The organism is Aneurinibacillus soli, from assembly GCF_002355375.1.
Taxonomy (GTDB): domain Bacteria; phylum Bacillota; class Bacilli; order Aneurinibacillales; family Aneurinibacillaceae; genus Aneurinibacillus; species Aneurinibacillus soli.
The window spans coordinates 1,503,084-1,519,739 of the sequence record NZ_AP017312.1 but is presented as its reverse complement, the minus strand read 5'-3'; the positions used below and the strand labels follow the sequence as shown (position 1 = coordinate 1,519,739).

General features: G+C 48.6%; 21 protein-coding genes and 2 riboswitches. Of the genes, 4 read left to right on the top strand and 17 right to left on the bottom strand.

Translation table 11 applies throughout. The features are described 5' to 3' along the window. Nucleotides 1-87: 87 nt before the first annotated feature. The 6 genes from CB4_RS07715 to CB4_RS07690 form a co-directional block, all read right to left on the bottom strand. Entirely contained in the window at nucleotides 88-906 is an 819-nt protein-coding gene (locus CB4_RS07715; RefSeq protein ID WP_096464669.1) for a lipoate--protein ligase family protein, read from the bottom strand. Nucleotides 907-1,151: 245 nt separating this feature from the next. Next, on the bottom strand, nucleotides 1,152-1,895 hold the full coding sequence (locus tag CB4_RS07710; protein ID WP_157737863.1) for a TraR/DksA C4-type zinc finger protein: 744 nt from the start codon (nucleotides 1,893-1,895) through the stop codon (nucleotides 1,152-1,154). 126 nt (nucleotides 1,896-2,021) lie between these two features. After that, nucleotides 2,022-3,491 (bottom strand): aminomethyl-transferring glycine dehydrogenase subunit GcvPB, encoded by a 1,470-nt coding sequence (gene gcvPB / locus CB4_RS07705; protein WP_096464665.1) that lies wholly within the window; start codon nucleotides 3,489-3,491, stop codon nucleotides 2,022-2,024. Continuing rightward, the gene (gene gcvPA, locus CB4_RS07700; RefSeq protein WP_096464663.1) at nucleotides 3,484-4,836 is read right to left on the bottom strand and encodes an aminomethyl-transferring glycine dehydrogenase subunit GcvPA; all 1,353 of its coding nucleotides are present in this window, start codon (nucleotides 4,834-4,836) and stop codon (nucleotides 3,484-3,486) included. Before gcvPA ends, gcvPB begins: the two co-directional genes overlap by 8 nt. A 17-nt stretch (nucleotides 4,837-4,853) precedes the next feature. Then, entirely contained in the window at nucleotides 4,854-5,954 is a 1,101-nt protein-coding gene (gcvT, locus tag CB4_RS07695; RefSeq protein ID WP_096464661.1) for a glycine cleavage system aminomethyltransferase GcvT, read from the bottom strand. Between the two features lie 47 nt (nucleotides 5,955-6,001). Further along, nucleotides 6,002-6,100, bottom strand: a riboswitch (glycine riboswitch). Continuing rightward, nucleotides 6,101-6,195: riboswitch (glycine riboswitch) on the bottom strand. Nucleotides 6,196-6,265: 70 nt separating this feature from the next. Beyond that, the gene (locus CB4_RS07690) at nucleotides 6,266-6,448 is read right to left on the bottom strand and encodes a division/cell wall cluster transcriptional repressor MraZ (RefSeq protein WP_096464659.1); all 183 of its coding nucleotides are present in this window, start codon (nucleotides 6,446-6,448) and stop codon (nucleotides 6,266-6,268) included. Nucleotides 6,449-6,726: 278 nt separating this feature from the next. On the opposite strand from CB4_RS07690, the gene CB4_RS07685 reads away from it, so the two are divergent. The 4 genes from CB4_RS07685 to CB4_RS07670 all read left to right on the top strand — a co-directional run bounded on the left by CB4_RS07685 (nucleotide 6,727) and on the right by CB4_RS07670 (nucleotide 10,230). Then, nucleotides 6,727-7,143, top strand: a complete 417-nt coding sequence (locus tag CB4_RS07685; RefSeq protein WP_096464657.1) for a hypothetical protein — start codon at nucleotides 6,727-6,729, stop codon at nucleotides 7,141-7,143. 76 nt (nucleotides 7,144-7,219) lie between these two features. Continuing rightward, on the top strand, nucleotides 7,220-7,594 hold the full coding sequence (locus tag CB4_RS07680; protein ID WP_096464655.1) for a potassium channel family protein: 375 nt from the start codon (nucleotides 7,220-7,222) through the stop codon (nucleotides 7,592-7,594). A gap of 117 nt (nucleotides 7,595-7,711) precedes the next feature. Beyond that, nucleotides 7,712-9,421, top strand: coding sequence for a DEAD/DEAH box helicase (locus CB4_RS07675; protein ID WP_096464653.1), 1,710 nt, complete (start codon nucleotides 7,712-7,714; stop codon nucleotides 9,419-9,421). Beyond that, nucleotides 9,418-10,230 (top strand): YqhG family protein, encoded by an 813-nt coding sequence (locus tag CB4_RS07670; RefSeq protein ID WP_157737859.1) that lies wholly within the window; start codon nucleotides 9,418-9,420, stop codon nucleotides 10,228-10,230. Before CB4_RS07675 ends, CB4_RS07670 begins: the two co-directional genes overlap by 4 nt. A gap of 11 nt (nucleotides 10,231-10,241) precedes the next feature. Here the strand turns inward: CB4_RS07670 and CB4_RS07665 are convergent, their stop codons facing one another. The 11 genes from CB4_RS07665 to CB4_RS07615 form a co-directional block, all read right to left on the bottom strand. Then, nucleotides 10,242-10,424 carry a YqzE family protein gene (locus tag CB4_RS07665; protein ID WP_096464649.1) on the bottom strand — a complete coding sequence of 61 codons (183 nt, stop codon included), beginning with the start codon at nucleotides 10,422-10,424 and terminating at the stop codon, nucleotides 10,242-10,244. A gap of 57 nt (nucleotides 10,425-10,481) precedes the next feature. Next, nucleotides 10,482-11,006 (bottom strand): shikimate kinase, encoded by a 525-nt coding sequence (locus tag CB4_RS07660; protein WP_096464647.1) that lies wholly within the window; start codon nucleotides 11,004-11,006, stop codon nucleotides 10,482-10,484. After that, on the bottom strand, nucleotides 11,006-11,380 hold the full coding sequence (locus CB4_RS07655; RefSeq protein ID WP_096464645.1) for a hypothetical protein: 375 nt from the start codon (nucleotides 11,378-11,380) through the stop codon (nucleotides 11,006-11,008). Before CB4_RS07655 ends, CB4_RS07660 begins: the two co-directional genes overlap by 1 nt. 11 nt (nucleotides 11,381-11,391) lie before the next feature. Further along, on the bottom strand, nucleotides 11,392-11,757 hold the full coding sequence (locus CB4_RS07650) for a ComGF family competence protein (RefSeq protein ID WP_331713196.1): 366 nt from the start codon (nucleotides 11,755-11,757) through the stop codon (nucleotides 11,392-11,394). Nucleotides 11,758-11,819: 62 nt separating this feature from the next. After that, entirely contained in the window at nucleotides 11,820-12,203 is a 384-nt protein-coding gene (locus tag CB4_RS07645) for a PilV family protein (protein ID WP_096464641.1), read from the bottom strand. Continuing rightward, nucleotides 12,200-12,652: a competence type IV pilus minor pilin ComGD gene (gene comGD, locus CB4_RS07640; protein WP_096464639.1), complete on the bottom strand. Its 453-nt coding sequence runs from the start codon at nucleotides 12,650-12,652 to the stop codon at nucleotides 12,200-12,202. The genes CB4_RS07645 and comGD overlap by 4 nt, the downstream gene beginning before the upstream one ends. Beyond that, nucleotides 12,642-13,004, bottom strand: a complete 363-nt coding sequence (locus CB4_RS07635) for a competence type IV pilus major pilin ComGC (protein ID WP_096464637.1) — start codon at nucleotides 13,002-13,004, stop codon at nucleotides 12,642-12,644. Before CB4_RS07635 ends, comGD begins: the two co-directional genes overlap by 11 nt. Before the next feature lie 22 nt (nucleotides 13,005-13,026). Next, nucleotides 13,027-14,058 (bottom strand): type II secretion system F family protein, encoded by a 1,032-nt coding sequence (locus tag CB4_RS07630; protein WP_231956186.1) that lies wholly within the window; start codon nucleotides 14,056-14,058, stop codon nucleotides 13,027-13,029. Continuing rightward, nucleotides 14,033-15,151, bottom strand: a complete 1,119-nt coding sequence (locus CB4_RS07625; RefSeq protein ID WP_096464632.1) for a GspE/PulE family protein — start codon at nucleotides 15,149-15,151, stop codon at nucleotides 14,033-14,035. Before CB4_RS07625 ends, CB4_RS07630 begins: the two co-directional genes overlap by 26 nt. A gap of 134 nt (nucleotides 15,152-15,285) precedes the next feature. After that, nucleotides 15,286-15,957, bottom strand: a complete 672-nt coding sequence (locus CB4_RS07620; RefSeq protein ID WP_096464630.1) for an acetate uptake transporter — start codon at nucleotides 15,955-15,957, stop codon at nucleotides 15,286-15,288. A 184-nt stretch (nucleotides 15,958-16,141) separates the two neighbouring features. Then, nucleotides 16,142-16,588 carry a universal stress protein gene (locus tag CB4_RS07615; protein WP_096464628.1) on the bottom strand — a complete coding sequence of 149 codons (447 nt, stop codon included), beginning with the start codon at nucleotides 16,586-16,588 and terminating at the stop codon, nucleotides 16,142-16,144. Nucleotides 16,589-16,656 lie beyond the last annotated feature (68 nt).

The following is a 16,656-nucleotide window of genomic DNA, read 5'->3' as shown; positions in this document are numbered from 1 at the left end:
ATTTTAAACACAATATATAGATAATTCCTCATTTACCACCACTATAACCAAGACAAAAACGACCGGGGCACGGTCGCTTTCCTTTTTCTACCTTCTGAAATTCCAGTCTGCATCCCCATACTTTTCACGAGCAAGTTGTTCCGCCAGCTCTAACTCTTCCGGTGTTAACCCATCCTCTATAAGTTCAACTGCAAACCCACGGGCAAACCCTTCCCGGAACGCCGGTTTTACATCTTCAAGTGTGACGGGTTGCTTGCGCAGTTCATTGATCGCAACTGCCTTTTCATAGAAGCTCTGCAAAAGTCGATCCCGCACCCGCTCATTCGGAAATCGTATAATATCAAATAGAAGTTCCGCATCCATATCAAGCAGAATCGAGCCGTGCTGTAAAACCACGCCTTTCTGCCTCGTCTGAGCACTTCCCGCTACCTTACGTCCTTCCACGACAAGCTCGTATGAGGAAGGAGCATCGAAGCAAGCAGCAGACGACGGTTCTACGAATTTGGCCGCTTCTGGATTCATCAAGTCTGCCTGCATGCCAAGCAGACGAAATCCTTCCAGCAGTCCCTGACTAATAATCCGATACGCATCGGTCACACCTGATGGCATAAGCGGATGATTCTCAGATACCACCACACTGTACGTCAACTCTTTATCGTGCAGCACCGTCCGTCCACCTGTTGCCCGACGCACAAATCCGAGTCCATGCTTCTGCACACGAGCAAGATCAATTTCTTTCTCTGCCTTCTGAAAATACCCAATGGACACTGTAGCCGGACTCCAGTCATAAAACCGAACGGAAGGCTTTGTCTTTCCCTCACTATGTATCGTCAAAACTGCTTCATCAATCGCCATATTGACGGCTGGAGAATTTGTGCCAGTATCAAGAAAACGCCACTGTTCCATATAGACTCTCCTTTCACCAAACTTACTTTTGCATTGTACCACATAGGACACCTTCCTGACTGCCTACCACCTGGCCACAAGCCCGAACATGAACAAGGTGCTTCGACACGGTCAAGTGGTAAGAGTGAAGAGAAAAAAGAGAGAACGCACGAGAACGATTGAGGGGGAAAAAGCGCATGCATTGTCCTTCCCCTGATCGCTCTTATGTTTTCTCTCCTCACCTTTCGTCTCCTCATCCTTTTCTGTTAATCCTGCTTTACATGTCGCTCCTGTGCAAGCGTCGTCATCCAATCTGTATCATCTGCTCCGTCCAGACGTCGCTCGTATTCCTTATGAAGCGGAGAATCGGTATTAATGCCGATATAATTCCCCTCCATGTCCGAGAGAGCCAGACTTTCCACATCCTCTACATATCCGATTGGCTCCTCCGCCTCTAAATACATATCATCATAGCTCAGTCCATCCCGACTTGGATGATCGGCTGGCGAATCTGATGTGCCGTATCGCGTCACATCCTGGAGCGCATCTTCCGCATCATACATCGTTACATCCTTATGGTCATAATCAAACGTGCCAAACGAATTCCCAAGTACCTCTTCTTCCACCGGACGGCGATTCCCCACTTCCTGCTCCGCGTGCTGCACGCAGCGAAGCGCCTGCGGTACGGCTTCGAGACGCTCGCGCGAGATATCTGCCCCGCACACCTCACACGTGCCATACGTACCGTTCTGAATCGCTGTGAGCGCCTGCTCTGTATCATACAAATCCTGTTCTGTTCGTTCCGTTAACGCAATGTCCTTCTCCCGTTCAAACATTTCGCTTCCGATGTCCGCTGGATGATTATCATAATTAGAAAGCTCTCCGATCGACTCCTGCATGGCAGCACGTCCAGTCCCATAATGATCATTGTCGGCTAAGCGTGTTTTCAGGTCATTTAACTGACGTGTAAGACGTCCACGAAAATACGCAAGATCCTGAGAAGACAGCATTCGTTCTCCCTCCTTGATCCAACACAAAATGTACACCGCAAGCGGCATACTTACCTGTAGTATTCAGCAGCCGTGCATACAAAATACCACCCGGATGCAGATGCCGGGTGGTCACGGTTTTCTTGCTTATTCTTTTGTATACCGCAGCTTCGGCTTACGAGCTGCCAGCACTTCATCTAAGCGCCCCACTATCGTATGGTGAGGGGCTTCCTGCACGAGTTCCGGTGTCTCTTCCGCCTCACGTGCAATCTGAATCATCACCTCAATGAATGCATCCAACGTTTCCTTTGTTTCGGTTTCCGTCGGCTCGATCATCATGCACTCCTCCACAATGAGCGGAAAATAAATCGTTGGCGGATGATAGCCAAAATCAAGCAGTCTCTTCGCGATATCGAGCGTGCGCACGCCAAGCTTTTTCTGACGGCGTCCCGAAAGAACAAACTCATGCTTGCATACCGTATCAAAAGGCAGATCATATTGTTCGGCTAGACGACGCATCATATAGTTCGCGTTCAGCACCGCATACTCCGAGACGAGACGCAACCCTTCTGGTCCCATCGTACGAATGTACGTATACGCCCGCACATTGATGCCAAAGTTGCCATAGTACGCTTTGACCCGTCCAATTGACTGCGGACGATCGTCATCTAGTCGGTACAGATCTCCATCTTTAACGACCACAGGCTTTGGTAAAAATGGAATGAGCTCTTTTTTCACTCCAACCGGACCCGAGCCCGGTCCGCCTCCGCCGTGCGGTGTTGTAAACGTTTTGTGCAAATTGAGGTGCACCACATCAAATCCCATATCACCTGGACGTGCCTTGCCAAGAATCGCGTTTGCATTCGCTCCATCGTAGTACAATAACCCGCCCGCTTCATGGACGATGCGAGCAATCTCTGCGATGTTTTTCTCAAACAGACCAAGCGTATTTGGATTCGTCAGCATGAGCGCCGCTGTATCCGAGCCGACTGCCTGCCGCAGTGCCTCCACATCTACAAAACCGTCCGCATCCGACGGAATCGTTACCGTTGTAAGCCCCGCTACACTGGCGGAGGCTGGATTCGTGCCATGTGCAGAGTCAGGCACGATTACCTTCGTTCGCGTCTCACCTCGGCTCTCGTGGTACGCACGAATCATCATCAATCCCGTCCATTCACCGTGAGCACCGGCCGCTGACTGGAGCGTCACCGCATCCATGCCCGTGATCGCCGCAAGATCACGCTGGAGCTCATACATCAGCTGGAGTGCTCCCTGTACTGTCTCTTCTGGCTGATACGGATGAATGCGGGCCAATCCCGGATAGCGAGCGACATCTTCATTGATCTTCGGATTGTATTTCATTGTACAGGAACCAAGCGGATAAAAGCCTGTGTCCACCCCATGATTCCGGCGAGATAACGCCGTATAATGGCGCATCAGCTGCAACTCACTCACTTCTGGCAGTTCGGCGGCTACCTCGCGCAGGTGACTGGCTGGCAGTACATTGGCAAGCTCTACTTCTGGAACGTCACACACCGGAAGTGCACATGCAATGCGGCCTGGCTGACTTACCTCAAAAATAAGCGGCTGATCTCGTTCGTGTCCATCATTATGCATGGTGAATCCCTCCCAATCGGTCCACAAGCCGGTCAATGTCTTCTTTCGTACGCATCTCGGTCACAGCTAGCAGCATATGTCCGGCAAGCTTTGGATAGAAGCGGCCCAGATCAAGCCCCCCGATGATGCTGTCTGCAAGCAGCATGCGATTTACTTGTGCGACCGAAGCTGGTACCTTGACCACGAATTCATTGAAAACCGAGGCACTTCCAACCACTTCATACCCGGTAAGCGCTTGAATACGCTGCTTCGCGTACTGTGTTTTCTGGATATTCAGGCGTGCCATCTCCTGCACGCCCTGCTTGCCGAGCGCCGTCATCGCTACAGCAGCAGCCAGCGCGTTCAGTGCCTGATTGGAGCAGATATTAGATGTCGCCTTTTCCCGGCGAATGTGCTGCTCCCGAGCCTGTAGCGTCAGCACGAAGCCATGACGCCCCTGATCATCCTGGGTCTGGCCGACAATTCGACCCGGAATCTGGCGCATCCATTCCTTCCGCACTGCAAAATACCCGCAGTGCGGCCCACCATACGACATCGGAATGCCAAACGGCTGTGCATCCCCTACCACAATATCAGCTCCATACGCACCTGGAGGCTTCAAAATACCGAGCGCAAGCGGATTGGCACTCACGACAAACAATGCTTTTTGTCCATGTGCCACTGCTTCTACTGCGGCCAGATCTTCCAGCCCACCAAAAAAGTTCGGATACTGCACCAGTACAGCAGCTGTCTCTTCGTCCACTGCCGCTGCAAGTGCCGCCACATCCGTTACACCATCGGCAAACCTGACTTCTTCCACACGATAGCCATGCCCTTTTGCATTAGTTTTAAGCACATCGCGTGCCTCTGGATGCACCGTGCCCGACACTACCACTTTCGTCCGTCCTGTCTTCCCAACTGCTAGCGCCGCGGCTTCTGCAAGTGCTGTCGCTCCGTCATACATCGAGGAATTCGCCACATCCATGCCCGTTAGCTCACAAATCATCGTCTGAAACTCAAATATCGCCTGCAATTCGCCCTGACTGATCTCCGGCTGATACGGTGTATAGGCCGTATAAAACTCTGAGCGGGAAATCACATGATTAACTACACTCGGGATGTAGTGATCATATGTCCCGGCTCCGAGAAATGAAATGCAGCTCGCTGCATTCACATTTTTCGCTGCCAGTTGTCCCATATGTCCGATGAGCGCAGGCTCTGACAGCGCAGCTGGAATCGCAAGCTCCTCTTGAAAACGCACGGCGTCCGGAATGTCGGTAAACAATTCCTCCACATCCGCTATACCGAGCACATCGAGCATCTCTTTGCGGTCACGGTCTGTCATCGGCAGATAACGGTAAGACACAGGCTACGCCTCCTCCATTATTGTTTTGTTCGCTTATAGAACGGTGTCTTTACAACAACAGCGGCCACCTTTTTGCCGCGAATCTCAACTTCTACCTCTGTCCCCGGTTCACTATAAGCAGTCTGCACAAGAGCTAAGCCAATGTTCTTCTTGAACGTCGGAGACTGAGTGCCGGTTGTCACTTCTCCAATTACCTGATCCCCGGCATATACAGCGTATCCTGTACGTGGAATGCCGCGTCCGGTCATCTCAATGCCTACAAGCTTACGTGGAACCCCCGCTTCCTTCTGATGCTGAAGCGCTTTCTGCCCAATAAAAGCAGCCGATCTATCAAGCTTCACCGCGAATCCAAGACCTGCCTCAAGCGGTGTAATGCTCTCATCGAGCTCTTGCCCATATAGCGGCAACCGTGCTTCAAATCGCAGTGTATCGCGTGCACCGAGACCGCATGGCACCACATCTTCGCCACCTGCTTCTAGAATTTGAGTCCACAGTTTTGGGGCATCTTCCGTTTTTACATACAGCTCAAACCCGTCTTCTCCTGTATACCCGGTACGAGAGATGAGTGCACGTACATTACCGATCTGCACATTGTCCCGGAAGCAGAAGGTTTGGATCGCTGCAAGCGGCTCATCCGTCAACTTTTGGAGAATACGCTCCGCAAGCGGACCCTGCAAAGCAAGCTGAGCGGTTTCGTCAGACACATTCGTAATGACAACATCACCTTCTGCATGTTGTCTAAGCCATGCTTCATCTTTCTCAATATTGGCCGCATTGACGACAAGCAAGTACGCCTGTTCACCCCGTTTATACACAAGTAAGTCATCCACTGTGCCACCATCCGAGGTACACAGTAATGTATACTGAGCGCAGCCTGCCACAAGACGCGATACATCATTGGTCATCATCTTCTGGAGAAAGGCTTGCGCATCTGACCCACTTACTTCGATCTCTCCCATATGCGAAACATCGAATAGCCCTGATTTTGTCCGCACTCGCTCATGCTCGTGCTGAATGCTCACAAATTGAACCGGAAGTTCCCATCCCCCAAAATCAATCGTTTTTGCCCCATACTTCTCATATTGCGCATATAGCGATGTTCGCCGCAGTTCGGTCATGTTTCCACCTCCATGTTTTATATAAAAAAGGACAGAGATAGGGAATTTTCCCCATCTCTGTCCCTTGTACCTGAGAGTTACCCAGCGCCTATAGAAGCCAGTTTCCCCTTTGGTGGCCTGCCTTATGCAGACTCTCTCCAGAGCCGCGTCCTGCAGAGGTCCTTTTGCCTGAGAGATTGTAAGGTCATCCTTGCTCCTTCGGCGACACGTGCTACCACGCGTTCTCTCCCTCTGCGCTCATCCGCCAATATGTAGAATCTATATTTTATCATACTAAAAATTCAGAAAAATAAAAGTGTTTTATCTATGTATTACTTCCGATTTCGCTTTACATCCAAAGTGCCCGTATAGATCGGCTCTGCTTTCGTTAGTACAATACAATCATTTTCAATGACAAATTCAATGACTCCATAACCAAGAACATCTTGAAACTCCGCCGGAAGTAGGATATTCCCTTTCTCATCCATGTGACAGACTACTGGCTTCTTATCCATTCTCTACACTCTCCTCCTGGTACCGTATGGAATTGTTTCTCTTCTCTACTATTATTTCACTGCCTTTTTATTTATTCAATATCTTTTACGTTAAACTGTATCTCCTTTCTAATCAAGTAGTATTTTAAGACTAGTTCATACAAAAACAACGCTTCAAAGGAGGTTCTAATTTCTCATTTTGTTAAAAAAGACAAGAAAACACAGGAGGAACAGACCAAAACATCTTATTATAGAAGTAAAGATGTTTTTTATTGTACGTTAAAGAAAGGAGTGCCTCTATGATACCTTCCAACTGCACCGTCTGTGGAAAAATCTATATGAAAATTTCCAAACCAATATGCCCGGATTGCGCGCGTAAAGAGCTCGATACCGTTAAGCGAATCCGCGAATACTTAAAACCAAGAGAGCGACGAAATACCCCCATTGCTCATATTGCGAAAGAACTTGAGATTTCTATTACGTATATAGAATACTTAATTAAGGAAAAATATTTTGATGTTGCCCGCTACCCGAGCATGATGTATGGCTGCAGAAACTGCGGCGCAGCCATTACTACGGGAGCATACTGCATAAATTGCATAAACGAACTTCAACAAGAAATTCAGCAGGCAAAGGAAACCATTACAACATCTGACACTAGCAAAGCAGGCAACGGAGAAGACGGGGACGATCATTTTTACCGCAGTCGATTATAAAAATCATAGGCTCCGGCATACATATGTACAAGATCATGTTCACACGGATGTAACCCTTGTATGAAGGAGTCTTTCCATGAATCAGATTTTCAAACAAAAAACCTGGTACAACTTTTTAACGTTGTTTTTTCTGTATGTAAATCTGGTACTGTTTTTTGCTCTCCTATACTGGGTAGTGGAATGGGCTAAGCTAGGCTTTATTCTCGACCATTATGCATCATCTGCCCACCAGCAGCAGTGGAGCGACCGCATTACTCGCTCTGTTTATTTCAGCGCCATTACGCTCCTCTCCGTCGGCTATGGTGACCTCTCCCCGTTTGGATGGGCACGCGGTGTCGCCATTTTAGAAGCGCTGATCGGCTATGTTCTGCCTGGTGCTCTGGTCGTCCGTTACGTGTTTACTCCTCCTATCCGCCACTTTCGGCAACCGCTTCGAAAACCTTATAAATAATCAAAACGCCCATCTGCTGGATTGGCGTTTTTTATTTGCCCCTACGGCCTTTTACATAGTTTTTAAGACAGCGCACATACTAGTCACAACTCTAGTAAACCAAAGGTGGATATAATCGTGACACACATTCCTGTTTCCTTCCAGGACGACTGGTTTGAAGACTTGCAGACACGCATAACAGACGATGGCCCCTGGGATCACCGTGAGTTATTTCGTCTGGCATGGGAGGCGGCACGGGCCAATGCAGTCGAAGATTTTGATCAACTCCAGTGCCTGCGCTATCTCCCTCATATCACACCGCTCGATCACCAGTTGGCTACGGCGCAAACTGTTATTCGCGATATGCACGGGCGCGCCCTGCTCGCCGATGAAGTCGGCCTCGGCAAAACGATCGAAGCGGGCTTAATCTTGAAAGAATACATCGTGCGCGGCCTCGTGAAAAAAGCACTCATCCTCGTCCCCGCCTCTCTTGTTATTCAGTGGGTGCGGGAGTTGAACACAAAATTCTCCATTCCTGCGGTGGCCCAGACGAAAGAATACATGTGGGAACGCCATGATATTCTCGTCGCATCGATCGACACTGCCAAGCGTCCGCCACATCGCGACATCGTGCTGAACCAACCATATGACCTGATCATTGTTGATGAAGCGCACAAACTTAAAAACAAGCAGACCAAAAACTATCAGTTCATTCAGCAACTGACGAAAAAATACTGCCTGCTTCTGACCGCTACGCCCATTCAGAATACTCTCGATGAACTGTATAACCTGATCACATTGCTTAAACCCGGTCATCTCGGACAAGCTGTGCATTTCCAACAAAGTTATGCACATGGCAAACGGCACGTTAAAAACAATGACACGCTCAAACAGGAGTTGCGCAAAGTCATGGTCCGCAATCGGCGCTCCGATAGCAATGTAGAATTCACAACCCGTCATGTCATCACAGTGCCCATTGAACTATCAGCAGAAGAACAAGCGCTATATGACGGTGTCACCAAGTTCGTGCAGGAACAATATGCGACTGCGAAAGGGGCAAGCAGCGCCCTGTCGCTCATCACACTCCAGCGGGAAGTGTGCAGTAGCCGAGACGCCGCTTTTATGACACTTGTCAATATGCATAACCGGGCACCGGAAGACTCTCCGGTACGTGCCCGTATTGTTGAACTAGTACACATGCTCAAAAAAATTGAACGCCACACAAAAGCGCAGAAAGCCGTCGATATCATCCGTGAGTCTGACGATAAGTTGATTATTTTTACTGAATACCGGGCGACACAAGAATATTTGCAGCACTTGCTTGCCGAACATGGCATTACGTCTGTCCTGTTTCGCGGCGGCTTCAAGCGCAGCAAAAAAGACTGGATGAGCCAGCTATTTGAGACGCGTGCCCAGGTGCTTATCGCGACTGAAGCAGGCGGCGAAGGGATTAACCTCCAGTTTTGCAACCGCCTCATTAACTATGACATGCCATGGAATCCGATGCGAGTTGAACAGCGCATTGGGCGCGTGCACCGACTTGGTCAGAAGCGGGACGTATACATTTATAATCTCGCTACGGCCAATACAATTGAAGAAAAAATTTTGCATCTGTTATATGAAAAAATCAATCTGTTCGAAATGGTCATCGGAGAGCTCGATACGATTATCGACCGGCTTCATCTGCAAAAATCGCTGGAACAAAATATTATTAACATTCTGCTCGCATCCAAAAGTGAAGGAGAGGTTCGCATTAAGATGGAAAACCTGGGCGAAATCATCCGGTCTGCGCACAAACAAATACAGCCAAAAACACCACAGACGTTAGAAGGATCGGTGCTGCCGTGAATCAGCAGGAAGTCCGCACCTTTCTTGAACGTTACTTCGACGCACATCAGACCCATTATGTCGAGCGGCATCCTGCCTATTTTCAAGTCGAGCTTCCGGTCAAAGTAGACAAAGATCTCGGCAACCGCCCGTTCTATTGGACGTATGTGGAGCAACTTGGACTTACTTCCCAGCCGATGAATATGACCTTCGTGTTTGACCGACAGACTGCTCCTCCAGATGTACGAGGAGAAGACATCGCATTCGGTTCGCCCCGGCTGCAACAATTTTTTGCCTCATCTGAGCGGCACGGGCGTTACGTGCGCCTGTACGAACAAACCTCATCCGATTTATCAGGCCAACAGACTGCCCTTGTTCCCTGGCTTGGCGTCAACTACAAAGTTTCCTTTGTGTGCGATCGCAAAAAAGATCTGCTATTCTCACTCGGTCTTAATCTTATCCATGGTCATATCGAGGAAAACTTTTATGTAAGAATGGAGCAACCCGTCCTGCAACCAGCCTTGCCCGCGTACGCGTATACAATGCGTCCCATCTTTAGCCTGGAATCAGCCCGGACACGCCTTCGAACGCACCTGTCTGAGCGCATCGGAGCAGAAGATGCCTCCTGGGCGGATCTCGCACAAGAACGACTTGCAGCTGAACTTGAGATGGCCGAGCAGTTTTATACGCAACCATCCGAATCAGATGAAGATGAAGCAGGCCGTACCACATCCCGTGCGCGACGGATTGAAGAGCTACGCTGGCAGTATGAACCGCGCATCGACGTTACCCTTATCAACGGTGGATTGTTTTATCTAAAAAAACAATAAAAGAACCCGGGTTATAAATTCCGGGTTCTTCTCTTCGGACGACGATGAAACAGCATGCCGATTGCCAGAGGAAGCAGACCAAACCAGCGGTATGACCACGGCTCCCGCACTCGTCTGGGGCGCTCCTGCTTGGGTGTTTCCACGTATGTCACAAAACGCTGCGTTAAATACCGGACGTATTCCTGGAAAGACATCCGCCTCTACCTCCTATACGCTCGTTCTGTTTCTAGCGTGTCCATCTGCACATGGTTTCAATCACACAGGCATGCCGTTACAAATGCGGGATGTTCGATAATAGCATCTACTACTTCCTGCACCGTTTTTCCATCTGTTTGTATACGCACCGGGGCAAAGTCATACAATCCATCTCGCTCATGCAACAGCTTCCGCACACGCGTTTCTACATCTCCTGCCAGAAGGGGACGATTAGCGTCCCCGCTTACGCGCTCGACAATCGTCTCCGGGCGCGCAAACAGCGCGACAACAATTCCGCTCTCCTGCATAATCTCAATATTTCGCGGCTGCGTCACCACGCCGCCCCCTGTTGTAATAACCTGATGTTCTACACGCTGTACCATATCGCGCAGCACCTGCGTCTCACGCAGGCGAAATCCTGCTTCCCCTTCTGTCTCGAACAAATCCGGGATGCTTCGGCCTGCCTGTTCTACAATGCAGTCATCCAGATCTGCCTGCGTACAGCCAAGCTGCCTAGCAAGCGCCTCTCCTACCGTTGTTTTCCCTGTCCCCATGAATCCGATCAAAATAACATGTTTCATCAACTCTCACTCCACTTCACAATACGTCCCGCTTGCGTCTCTACCGTCAGGCACACATTCGCATGATCGGCCATCGCCCCGATCGTCACATACGTGCTGCTTCGCTTGAGCACATCTACTTTTACCCGCTCTCCGTCTACCTGATACCAGCTTGTATTCGGCAACGACGCCTCTCGCAGCAAGTATTCCACTGCCATATATGCAGCAGCTTCTGCTCGATATTTATTCGCCAGGCGTGCGCGATCATTTGCCGCAATCCGACCAAGCGTATACAAAATCCCGGCTGTATGCAAAATGAGCAGCAGCACCAAATGAGTATATACAATAATAATGAGCAGAGCCGACCCACGGGAACGCGTCTGATTTTTCTGCATTATACCACCTCTCATGCAGCCAGTTCCACTCTTTTGGCGATGAACACTTCCCCCTTCCATGATGCACCGCCTTTGGTAAGCTCAATGTACACCTGGCATCCATTCGGAAATACAGTAAACTCCACCCGACTTACATATTGCAACATCACTACATAACCCGTACCGTTTACTTGCCGACATAGACGATTCCCTGTCATCCAGTACATAATCGTGCCCCCTGCATCATCCCGAAAACAGAGCACATATCGAGTCGGTGTTTCAAATCGATCACTGCGGCGAAGTTCTTCTTCTACATACATGAAGAAAGAACGAGCTTCTACTTCCAGCCGCTTCGCCTCTTGCACCTGCTGCATTTCCCGATCCACCTGCACATACATCACCAGCACAACGGCAGCCAATAAGCAAAGTACCAGAGACGAAATCAGACTTTCTAACAGCGTTATCCCCCACTCCCGGCTCCTCTTACAGGAGCCCTGCCCAAAAAACGGCTCCCTTTTACCTGGACCTGCTTGCGCTCTGCTTCTGATTCTCCCCATTGCACCAGCACCTCGCACTGTTCCACTCGCTCGGTAAGCGGCCCACTCTGTACCCCTACGTAGTAACGACAGCCTTCTACCTCTTTTTGAAACGTCCCGACAACTCCATCCATTTTCCATCGCTCCACCATAGAATAAGCAAGCAAATATCCTTGTGTTTCCTCTGCTTGCTTCTGTCGAATTTGCACAGCTAGCGCCGTCATCTGCCCCGTCACGCCTACAAGTAAAGCCACCAGTAAAATACTGATAACCGTCTCAACATACGAAAAGCCATCCTGACTCTTCATCCACTCCCCCCATCCACTTGAAACCGTCCACTTGCCATATACAACACAACCTTTCGTTCCTTCCCTTCCGGATTAATCAGCCGAATCGTCCCCGCACGACTGATATGTCCTAATTCATTAAAATAAACCATCAGCCCTTGAAAGTTATGGTAAAGGCGAAATCCGACGGGCAATGGCGCACTTTTAAGCGGTTGTCCGTATGCGGTTCGAATCGTGTAACCTGAAGAGTCCGACGCAAAACCGACTGTAATAGTACTGTGGCGAAAACGCGCCTCGCTTGCTGCCCAGTATAGATCTGCGGTCAGCTGTTCGATATACTGCCGCTCCTGCATCCGCTGTACACTGTACTGGACAACCGGCATAGTAATGGCAAGCATGCAGGTGAGAATCGCCACTATAATCAACATTTCAATCAAGGTAAATCCCCGTTCAGACAGGCTACGGTGCATGATGTACCGTACAGGATACGTCTACCGACTTGCCGTCTGTCGACACGGTAAACGTATACGCCCCTTTACCTGAACACCTCGGACGTTCTTCCAGATAATGCTTAGCCAGCAATTCATCAATCTCTTTGCCTGTTGCCGGATATATGTTACCATTGCTCAAATAATACGTTTCCATCGCTACCTTCAGCATCCGCTTATTTAACTCACAGCTCTGATTTTGTGCATTAACAACCGTATCTTTATAAACAGGCAGAGCAAGCGACAAAAACACACCGATAATCGCTACTACAATCAGCATTTCAATTAAGGTAAATCCATGTTCGTTACGCTTCTCTTTCCTTATACGATTCATCTGATCTATACGGCTCCTTCCTTTACTGTGAAATATGGCTCATCATATATAGCACAGGCAAAAACAACGAAAAAACAACGCCGCATACAATCAGTCCAATCCCAAGCAGAAGTCCTGGCTCAATCCAGCGCAACATCTGCTCAATCTTCTGACGAGTATATCTTTCAAGCTGTTCACTATATACAAGCAGACATTCATCAATCCGCCCACTCTGTTCTCCAAGCTCGAGACAGCGAATCAAACCCGGTGTAAAGCACGTACGGTTCCGCATCGTATCACTCAGACTCTGTCCTTTCAGCAATTCAGCTATTAGAAAATGCATCTCCTGCCTCATCACAGCCCACGGAGCTTTCTCACAAAACAGCGTACAAATGTCAAGAATGGATACACCTGCCTGAAACAAGAGCCCTGCCTGACGTGCAAAATACTGGGTATACGCAATTCGGAAAAAGGTCCGCACAACAGGAATCCGAAGCAAAAATAAACCAAGACGTACACGATGCCGTCCCCACAGGAACATAACTATCATGCCTGATACAACTATAATAACAACGGGTAAAACAGATAGAGCGGTCCCACCAGCCTGAAGAAATAAGCGAGTAAAAACAGGGAGCTGAAGATTCATGGAGGCATACATCGAAAGCATCTGAGGTAGAATCGTATGAAGTAAAAACAGTAGACTACAAGAGGAAAGAACAAGCAACAGCAGTGGATAACTAAGAAGCTGTCTGAGACGCTGCTTCCATTCAAAGCGCTTTTGATAATGCATGGCCGCAAATCGGAAGCAACGGGCATAATCGCCATGCGCTTCTCCTGCAGCAAGCAACGAGAGAAAAAATGCAGGTGGCCGAATCTGTTCAAGTGCACAGGATAGCGGATAACCGGCTTCGAGTTCCTTCCTGACGGCCTGAAGCTGCGCTCTATACAAGCCTGGCATATGAGAAGTGGTTACATCAAGCGCATCAAGCAGGGGAATTCCACCTTCTAGCAGATGAGAGAGACTGTCACACAGGCGGGAGAGCAGGACATCAGACCACTTGATTCGCAGACGCATACGGCGTATACAATATTGGAGCATCTGGCTCCGCTTCTCTTTCGGCTATTTTTTGTTCGAGAGATACCGACAACGAAACAAATCCATTCGCTCGTAAATAACGGTTCATCTCATCTGCTGAACAGCGATGAAGAATATATGGATGGAAGTCATCTGCTACTGTCAGCACTTCATAAATCCCCGTGCGACCACGCAGGCCGCCTCCATGGCAGGACGAACACGCTGGCATCTGGCCGTAGCAACTCGGACATGGTCGACGTACGAGCCGCTGGGCAATCACACCTACCAGCGCGGATGTAAGCAAGTACGGTTCAATTCCCATATCAAGCAGACGAACAATCGTGCTAACCGCGTCTTTTGTATGGATAGTCGATATGAGCAGGTGGCCCGTAAGTGCAGCACGGACCGCAATCTCCGCCGTCAGCTTGTCCCGAATCTCGCCTACCAAAATAACATCCGGGTCCTGCCGCAATACTGCTCGCAACCCTTCATGAAACGACAAACCCGAACGCGGATGAATCTGCACCTGATTGATTCCTGGAATTCGGTATTCCACTGGCTGTTCCAGCGACACGATATTACGTCCTTCGCGGCTCAACTCCTGAAGCATCGTATACATCGTCGTTGTTTTACCGCTTCCAGTCGCTCCCGCCACAAGAATCATCCCCTGTGTTCCCGAGAGCATCGATCGAACACGGAATGCATCCGCCTCATTCATACCAAGCGAGGTAAGGGTGCCATAGCGAGGTGCATGTGGAAGCAGACGAAGCACTGCCTTCTCGCCGTGAATGGTCGGAAGCGTTGCCACTCGTACATCGATCATTTCCCCGTGCTCTTCTTCCCCGGATTCCAGTGAGAATCCGCCATCCTGTGGCAGCCTTCTCTCTCCGATGTCCATTCCTCCCATCAGCTTGAGACGTGAGATCACAGGCGGTCCCCATGCTTCTTCTTTGCGTTCCACCTCCTGCAGATATCCATCCAGACGGAACCGGATGACAAGCTCATTCGTCCCCGGTTCAATATGAATATCACTCGCGCCTCTGGCAATTCCGTCTCGGATGACTGCTATTACATATTCTGACACATCTAGCATCCTTACCCCTCCTTTTCTACCAAATTATACCATATAATAAAAAGAGAGCAACTCCTTTTCGACATTTTCTGCCGTTATACAAAAAAAGCCCGCTGATCGTATCAGCGGGAAAAATAATAAATTCGTTAGAAAAATTACTCGTTTGCTGCCATTTTGCGATTAGTAGCAGGCTGGCTATTAGCTGGTGCGCCTTTCTTGATCAGGCCAAGCGGCTTGCCAAGCGGCAGGACTTGTCTACCGAAGAAAGCGTTCAGGAATGCAGCTCCTGCTGCGTAAAAACCAATAAGAGAAATAATAAGTTCAGAATAAGCGGCAAGCTTCGAGAACATCTCTTTATTCACACCAAGTGTTGCCAATGCAAGTGAGAACAATAGAACATCAATCAAGATTAGAATCGCTGCAAACGCTTTATTAACTTCCAATGCCGCTACTGTAATGAATAAAGAAAAAATCAAGTATCCAAAAAATGCGAAAGCCAGCTGTTTCGGGTCTGCTAATTTTCCAACATCCCCAAACCACCCAAGTGCAATCATCCAGTGCGATGCAACCCCGATCCAGAACAATCCATATGCGCCTAGAACAATTGAACCGAAATAATTGTTTTTCTTAAAGTCTACAGTTGAAGCCCAAATTTGAGCAAGTGAGCCAAGGAAAATCGCCCATGGCAATAAATAAGTAGTGCCGGTTGTCCAGCCAAGTTTTTGTGACGATGCTACAAACGTTACCATCGCCAATCCAAACACCCCAAGTGCGGTTGGATCTGACATTACGATCTTTGTTTCTGCAACTTCCTGGTTACTCTTCATAAAAATCCTCTCCTTTTTTCTGTTTTTTCTCTCTTTTTATATTTATCTAATTTTTCTAACGGATTAAACTTACATTATTTACAGTTGATTGTCAACAGTCGAGAAAATAAAAAAGAAAGCGATTACTTTCCGTACAATAAAAATCCCTGATTCGCTTGTATGCAATCAGGGATTAAATCTCTCATTATTTCACAATAAGAATCGGGCAGGAAACCAGCTGAGAAACTTTATGACTAACACTTCCAAGCATCATTTCTTTAAAGGCTCCTAGTCCACGGCTTCCGAGAACGACGAGCCCTACACGATTTTCCTGTGCATACTGTACGATCTCGCGTGCCGGATCTCCTGTTACATATACGGTTTGGGCTGTAATACCACGTGCAACCGCTTTTTCCTTCGATTCTTCAAGCAGTTTTTCGGCTTCTTTGCGTATTGCCTCATTTACACTTGTATCAAAATCTTTCGTTAAATACGCCATTTCACCCACAATATACGGGGAAACAATCGTCTCTCTAGCTACATGTAGAATAGCAAGTTCTGCCTTTTGCTCGGCACTAAGTGCAATAGCAGCTTCCAGCGCTTTTGCTCCCATCTCAGAACCATCAATTGCAACTACTATTTTAGTAAACATTTATGTTTTCCTCCTCGTTGTACTGTTTCTCTCGTTCATTATAACATGTACAAACAGGAAATTTTGTA

What these genes read in the sequence shown, in the direction of transcription:
- CB4_RS07690 (WP_096464659.1), bottom strand. Translation starts at nt 6,448, where the DNA reads ATGGATAAGAAGCCAGTAGTCTGTCACATGGATGAGAAAGGGAATATC.
- CB4_RS07655 (WP_096464645.1), bottom strand. Translation starts at nt 11,380, where the DNA reads ATGCAGAAAAATCAGACGCGTTCCCGTGGGTCGGCTCTGCTCATTATT.
- CB4_RS07680 (WP_096464655.1), top strand. Translation starts at nt 7,220, where the DNA reads ATGAATCAGATTTTCAAACAAAAAACCTGGTACAACTTTTTAACGTTG.
- CB4_RS07685 (WP_096464657.1), top strand. Translation starts at nt 6,727, where the DNA reads ATGATACCTTCCAACTGCACCGTCTGTGGAAAAATCTATATGAAAATT.
- CB4_RS07650 (WP_331713196.1), bottom strand. Translation starts at nt 11,757, where the DNA reads ATGTATGTGCAGGTGGATCGGGAAATGCAGCAGGTGCAAGAGGCGAAG.
- gcvPB (WP_096464665.1), bottom strand. Translation starts at nt 3,491, where the DNA reads ATGCATAATGATGGACACGAACGAGATCAGCCGCTTATTTTTGAGGTA.
- CB4_RS07645 (WP_096464641.1), bottom strand. Translation starts at nt 12,203, where the DNA reads ATGAAGAGTCAGGATGGCTTTTCGTATGTTGAGACGGTTATCAGTATT.
- comGD (WP_096464639.1), bottom strand. Translation starts at nt 12,652, where the DNA reads ATGCACCGTAGCCTGTCTGAACGGGGATTTACCTTGATTGAAATGTTG.
- CB4_RS07625 (WP_096464632.1), bottom strand. Translation starts at nt 15,151, where the DNA reads ATGCTAGATGTGTCAGAATATGTAATAGCAGTCATCCGAGACGGAATT.
- CB4_RS07615 (WP_096464628.1), bottom strand. Translation starts at nt 16,588, where the DNA reads ATGTTTACTAAAATAGTAGTTGCAATTGATGGTTCTGAGATGGGAGCA.
- CB4_RS07715 (WP_096464669.1), bottom strand. Translation starts at nt 906, where the DNA reads ATGGAACAGTGGCGTTTTCTTGATACTGGCACAAATTCTCCAGCCGTC.
- CB4_RS07665 (WP_096464649.1), bottom strand. Translation starts at nt 10,424, where the DNA reads ATGTCTTTCCAGGAATACGTCCGGTATTTAACGCAGCGTTTTGTGACA.
- CB4_RS07710 (WP_157737863.1), bottom strand. Translation starts at nt 1,895, where the DNA reads ATGCTGTCTTCTCAGGATCTTGCGTATTTTCGTGGACGTCTTACACGT.
- CB4_RS07620 (WP_096464630.1), bottom strand. Translation starts at nt 15,957, where the DNA reads ATGAAGAGTAACCAGGAAGTTGCAGAAACAAAGATCGTAATGTCAGAT.
- CB4_RS07660 (WP_096464647.1), bottom strand. Translation starts at nt 11,006, where the DNA reads ATGAAACATGTTATTTTGATCGGATTCATGGGGACAGGGAAAACAACG.
- gcvT (WP_096464661.1), bottom strand. Translation starts at nt 5,954, where the DNA reads ATGACCGAACTGCGGCGAACATCGCTATATGCGCAATATGAGAAGTAT.
- CB4_RS07630 (WP_231956186.1), bottom strand. Translation starts at nt 14,058, where the DNA reads ATGCGTCTGCGAATCAAGTGGTCTGATGTCCTGCTCTCCCGCCTGTGT.
- CB4_RS07635 (WP_096464637.1), bottom strand. Translation starts at nt 13,004, where the DNA reads ATGAATCGTATAAGGAAAGAGAAGCGTAACGAACATGGATTTACCTTA.